Annotated in this window: 1 protein-coding gene, 1 tRNA gene and 2 pseudogenes; 3 read left to right on the top strand and 1 reads right to left on the bottom strand. The window is 52.6% G+C overall.

Translation table 11 applies throughout. The features are described 5' to 3' along the window. The 3 genes and pseudogenes from AXA67_07945 to AXA67_07935 all read left to right on the top strand — a co-directional run bounded on the left by AXA67_07945 (nucleotide 1) and on the right by AXA67_07935 (nucleotide 2550). Nucleotides 1-193 (top strand): annotated as a pseudogene (locus AXA67_07945) (hypothetical protein). A gap of 640 nt (nucleotides 194-833) precedes the next feature. Further along, a pseudogene (locus tag AXA67_07940) lies at nucleotides 834-2051 on the top strand (transcriptional regulator). Nucleotides 2052-2352: 301 nt separating this feature from the next. After that, a complete protein-coding gene (locus AXA67_07935) occupies nucleotides 2353-2550 on the top strand; it encodes a hypothetical protein (GenBank protein ID KXJ40894.1) in 198 nt (65 codons plus the stop codon). A 273-nt stretch (nucleotides 2551-2823) separates the two neighbouring features. Here the strand turns inward: AXA67_07935 and AXA67_07930 are convergent. Continuing rightward, nucleotides 2824-2897: transfer RNA gene (locus AXA67_07930), tRNA-Thr, on the bottom strand.

Here is a 2897-nt window from a genome sequence, read left to right as displayed (position 1 = left end):
CGTCAAGGCCCTGACCTCGCAGATCGCCTGGCCCCTCGCCCTGCCCATCCTGCTCACCGTGGTGCCGGCGGCCTTCCTGGGCGCCAGCCTCAGCCGCAGGGTGCCGGTGGACACCCTCCGCCTCATCCTGGGCATCTGCATCGCCCTGGCCGCTGTCCGGGTCGGCGCTGCGGCATTTACAGCATCGCCCTGACTACCGAAAAACCTCAAACCTGCGCTTGGAATTCACTGATACTGCAAAAATTTTTTCTTCATTTTCGACGGGCAGGATTGAGGTGACCAGACAGCCACGGGCCATTCACCCCTTGCCATGCTGGCACAACACCGCGCCATTCTGGCAAGGTTCCAGGGACATATTCCGGCACGCTCCGACCGTAATCCTCGTTGAAGACTACTGGGGGTAGAACCCGCTGTCTCTTATCTGGGGAATAGCGAGTTGTATTTCCCTCGCCTTGGTCTTGACCGTCTTCGGCTTGTAACCGTTTGCGTTGGATCGACGGTGTTCATTACGCTCATATGGTTCGGCCTTGAGGCATCGGGAACGCTCCAGCCTCATGGCCCGCATTGAGCAGGATGGTCATGGCGCTGGCAACACCATCAAATCCATGCTCAATCAACAGTTCCCTTGCCAGCTCAAATTGGGTATCCTGGGTTTGGCAGGTCATTGTTTTCCCCTTTCGTTGTGTTGTGGTTTTGGGTCACGAAAGGATAAGCCGTGACCTGCTTTTGGCAACTCGCCTCCTCAGAATTTACAGAAAGAATGATACACTAACGGGGGACGCTGTCATGCCATATCTTCAGATACGAAACAATAGTAAGGCGATGATGGGATGTTGAATAAAAAGACCCTGCTCGAGATAATCGCCAATGGCGAGAATTCCAGTGTGGAATTCAAACGGGATGACATTCGCCCGGAACAGTTGGCTAAGGAAGTAGTTGCCATGGCCAACTTCCAGGGTGGCATGATCCTGCTTGGCGTGGATGATAGCGGCAATATTACTGGAATCAAGCGTTCCAAGCCGGAGGAGTGGATCATGGATACGGTCATCGGGAGGCATGTCCATCCGGTAATTATCCCCCACTATCAGGAAGTCAAACTCGATAACGGAAAACGAGTCGCGGTTATCTCCATTTCGCCGGGCACGGCAAAACCGTATGTTCTCCGACATAACGATCGTGAAGATGTATATATTCGCATGGGCTCCACAAGCCGGCTGGCTACCCGGGAACAGATAATCAGGCTGTTTGATGCCGGTGGCCTGCTCCATACGGAAACCCTGCCGGTTTCGGGTACCGGTCTGAAAACCCTGGATATGGCCAGATTGGAAAACTATCTATCGGACATCCTGGGGGAACACGAACTGCCGGTTTCCGAAGCAGAGTGGTTGGATCGTTTGGATGGCCTCGGATTCATGACTACCGACGCCATTGGCAATAAGATCTGCACGATTGCCGGGATCGCGCTTTTCGGCATCAAGCCAAGGCGTTTTCTGAAACAGGCAGGTTTGCGGGTCATGGTGTTTGATGCTGACGATAAACAATACCGGGCAAGACTTGATGTGATTCTGGACGGCCCCATGGTTGGAAGATGGAGTTTTGATGGCGAAAAAACGCTGGTTGATGAAGGAATAATTGAGAAATTTATCCGTACGATTGAACCGTTTATCACGATTGAAGGCGATTCGATCGCCCCTGAAACCCTTACACGCGGGAAAAAGTGGATGTATCCCATTGAAGCAATTCGGGAAACAGTTTTGAACGCTCTGGCCCATCGCGACTGGACCCGTGCCGTGGATATCGAAATCACCCGCTACACTGACCGGTTGGAAGTCATAAGTCCCGGAGCGTTGCCCAATTCCATGGATGTCGAAAAAATGAAAGCCGGGCGCAGAACTCCACGAAATCCCCTCATCCTGGAGGTTTTACGGGATTATGGTTATGTAGACGCCAGAGGCATGGGCGTGCGTACCAAAATAATTCCTCTGACCATACAGTTTAGCGGCAAAGAACCACTCTTTGAGGCCACGGAAGATTATTTGAAAACCATTTTGCCTGTTGGCAGTGCCCCTGAAAGCTGTAAAAAGCCCCTAAAAGCAGCATTGTTCACCCCATTTACCCCTGAAAACGCTCCTAAAAAATCGGAAGGCGAGACTAAAAATGCCCTTGATGCCCCTGAAAATCCATTCCAGAGGAAACTCTTGGAGCTTATTAAGGGCGACTCGAAAATTACCTATGACATGCTTGCCAGGGCAACAGGCCGCGATCGGAAGACGGTCAGGCGTCACATTGCCGAACTTAAGCAGCATGGGTGGTTGAAGCGAATTGGTCCGGCCAGGGGAGGATATTGGGAGGTTGCAGATTTATGAGGATCTTAATACTTTCCTTACCGGCGGTGACCCGGTTCGGGACCTGTTGCAATGGCTCGATCAGGGTGATACCTTCCCGATACTCGTGGCGGGAACGAGTGGCGCGCCTTTGTGGAAGTCTGTAAATCGCAATGGGCTTTCCATCCTGAAAACGACGGGCCTTTGGATTGCGACGCCAGGTTAGGCAGCACATGAAGGACCATGGAAACCGGTATGGAATCGCTTTTGCGAAGCTCCAAAGCGTTATCCAAACATCCCGGCACAAATCCGACGGTGCTGGCCGCCCAGGGACACAATTTTCTGGCTTACTACACCTGATGAAGGATATGACGGTTGGCCACAGTGGAATGAAGATATGGAAAGCATCCTCCACCCCAGGCTCAGTCCCTGGCTGGGGCCTGGCGGTTTACAGACAGACAAGGGCCTGGCAGCACGCTGCCAGGCCCTTTCTCTCTTCTGGAGCCGATAAGCGGACTTGAACCGCTGACCTACTGATTACGAATCAGTTGCTCTACCAAACTGAGCTATATC

This window comes from Methylothermaceae bacteria B42, assembly GCA_001566965.1.
Taxonomy (GTDB): Bacteria; Pseudomonadota; Gammaproteobacteria; order Methylococcales; family Methylothermaceae; genus Methylohalobius.
Note: the sequence above shows the minus strand (reverse complement) of the source record. Positions and strands in the feature narration are given on the sequence as shown.